Annotated in this window: 2 protein-coding genes; both read left to right on the plus strand. The window is 57.6% G+C overall.

Features of this window, described 5'->3' with window-relative positions; all coding sequences use genetic code 11:
* The coding region (locus tag B2R17_RS14830) for a hypothetical protein (protein ID WP_286764587.1) at positions 1 to 1,309 on the plus strand (1,309 nt) is incomplete at its 5' end.
* Between the two features lie 39 nt (positions 1,310 to 1,348).
* Positions 1,349 to 2,635: a PQQ-binding-like beta-propeller repeat protein gene (locus B2R17_RS14835; protein WP_286764588.1), complete on the plus strand. Its 1,287-nt coding sequence runs from the start codon at positions 1,349 to 1,351 to the stop codon at positions 2,633 to 2,635.
* Positions 2,636 to 2,674 lie beyond the last annotated feature (39 nt).

The following is a 2,674-nucleotide window of genomic DNA, read 5'->3' on the forward strand; positions in this document are numbered from 1 at the left end:
TTCGTCCCGCCACTCTTCCGGGTTCAACGCCATGCCGCTGCCTCGACTCTCGCGACGGACATTCTCACCAAGCGTCGCGAGTCCACACTTCATTCTGCCTGTCGCCTTCCCGCTGCTGCTATCGATGGTGTCGGTGGGCAACATCGCATTGGCGGACCAACCTAGCGACACCACCAACTCCTCGTTGGTGGACGTATTGAACCGCGTCCAAGCGGAAGGCGTTGGACATTCGGCTGCGATGAAGGCGATGTCGGCTCAGCCGAAATCGACGGAAGTCTCGCCATCACAGCTGTTCGCGACGTTGAAGTCGATGAGCGAAGCCGAACCACGAGCAAAGAACTGGCTGCGGTTGCTGGCTTCTCAGCAGATCGAAGCGGCCGAGTCCAACGCGGCGACGGCGAAACAGTTGAGCTCACTGCGAGAGGATCTGCTCGCGTTTTTCAACGATCGATCTCACGATGGTGACGCTCGCTATCTGATCTACCGTCACCTTGTTGACCAAAATCCCGAGCGACGAGAAACGTTGCTTGAACAAGCCGTCGACGACCCGTTCATCCCTCTTCGCTACCTGGCGATTCAGCGAGAGATGAAACTGGCCGAACAGCTCGAGGGTGAAGAAGCGATCGAAGCCTACCTTGAGTTGCTGCCTCTCGCACGTCATCCAGACCACCTGCGAGAAATCACCGCTTCGCTAAAGAAACTCGACCGCCCGGTTCAGTTGGCCAAGCAACTTGCCATGGTTACGCAGTGGCAGGTCATCGCCCCATTCGGCAACAAAGACAGCAAGGGATTCGATCACGTCTATGACGTCGAAACCGAGTACGCGGAATCGCCATTTGATCGCGAACTGGTCAAACAATCCTTCGAGGCGGCAACGCCCGGCGGGGACGACAATCAAACCGGCGACTCGCTGACGTGGCAAACAATATCGACCGATGACAACGCAGGATTGGTGGATTTGAATCCAACCTACGACAACGCCAAAGACGCGGTCGCGTACGCGGTTTGTTTCTTCGAATTGCCCGCAGGAGAAACGACCGACGCACAAGCGAGATTGGGTTGCATCAACGCCAACAAAGCTTGGATCAATGGACAGCCCGTTCTCAGCAACGAAGTCTATCACTCCGGATCAAGCATCGATCAGTACGTTTCGAATTGCCAACTTCGCCCTGGACTGAACTCGGTCCTGCTGAAGATCTGCCAGAACAATCAGACTCAGCCTTGGGCCCAAGATTGGCGTTTTCAATTTCGTTTGACAGATTCCACGGGTCGCGGAATTCCGGTGACCATTGTCAACGACGCTCGCTGAACCAACCCACCTCAACGATATCCTCTGGACCTGACCGTCATGCATTCTTCTCGACGCGCCGTACTGGCTGGACTGATCGCCGCTGGCATCGGCTTGGTTTCTGGGATCGCATCCCAACACGCTTTCGCCTCCGATTGGTTGCAATTCCGCGGATCCGACACGACGTCGTCGTCCAGTGAAATCACGCCTCGCCCCGGTGATGACTCGATGCAGCCGGCCTGGGAAGTCGCCACGTCCGGCCGTGGCATCAGCAGTCCCATCGTGATTGGTGACAGCGTGGTGGTGACCAGCAGCGGAGGAGAGGACGAACGTGATTTGTACATTGAAGCCTTTTCCGCACTCGACGGAACTCGCCAGTGGCTGCGAACAGCGCACGCACTCGGGCGTCCTTACACGCACCCGACCAGTGCCAACGCATCTCCTTCACCCGCCAGTGACGGTGAAAAGATTGTCGCCCTGTTCAGCTCCTGCGATTTGGTTTGCCTGAAGACTGACGGCACACCACTTTGGTACCGAGCCCTCGCGGTGGATCATCCGCGGACGGGCAACGATGTTTCGATGAGCAGCTCGCCGGTGATCCTGGATAATGTGGTCGCCGTTCAACTCGAAAACCAAGGCGACTCGTTCAGCAGCGGCATCGATCTCGATACGGGCGAAACGCTCTGGACACGTCCTCGTCCGCGTCGTTCCGGATGGGCCACACCAATCGCGGTTCGTCTGCCCGATCCTGCATTTGTCTTTCAAAATTCCGATGGAGTTGAACTCGTTGCCGCACGCTCGGGCGAACTTCTCGCAACGCTTGATATTTCAGGCAGCACCACCTCATCGCCCACCTGGGCACCACCACTGTTGCTGGTTCCCGGTGATGGCATCACGGCGTTCAATCTTCGCGAACCTTCGTTCCCGATCGCATGGGAAAACTCTCGGCTGAAATGCAAAAGCGTTTCGCCGGTGGTTCACAACGGACAAGTCATCGTGAACCAAGGATCCGTGATCGCCGCGGCGGACTTCACGACCGGTGAGTCGACTTGGAAGACCCGAATGCGAGAAGTCAAATCCGTTTGGGCGACGCCAATCGCCACCGCTTCGGGGATCTACGTCGTCGACCAATCCGGAACCATCACGGTGGTCGGCGAAGAAAAGTCCGGAACAGTCGGCGACGATTCCGCCACCGACAAAGTCGACGTTCTAGGAACCGCGGAATTCACAGGCCCGATGCTGGCCACGCCCGCAGTCTCGGATGGAAGCATCTTTCTTCGCAGCGATCGATCGCTGATCAAGCTCGCTCATTCGACGGCCACGGAGTCAAAGCCGGCCGCCGAATGAGTCCGCTTTGAGTTGGTCGTTTTAAACTCGGCCGCTCCG

This window comes from Rhodopirellula sp. UBA1907, assembly GCF_002337565.1.
GTDB lineage: Bacteria > Planctomycetota > Planctomycetia > Pirellulales > Pirellulaceae > Rhodopirellula > Rhodopirellula europaea.

Bases quoted from the DNA above. Each gene is read 5' to 3' on its own strand.
- B2R17_RS14835 (WP_286764588.1), top strand. From the start codon at position 1,349: ATGCATTCTTCTCGACGCGCCGTACTGGCTGGACTGATCGCCGCTGGC.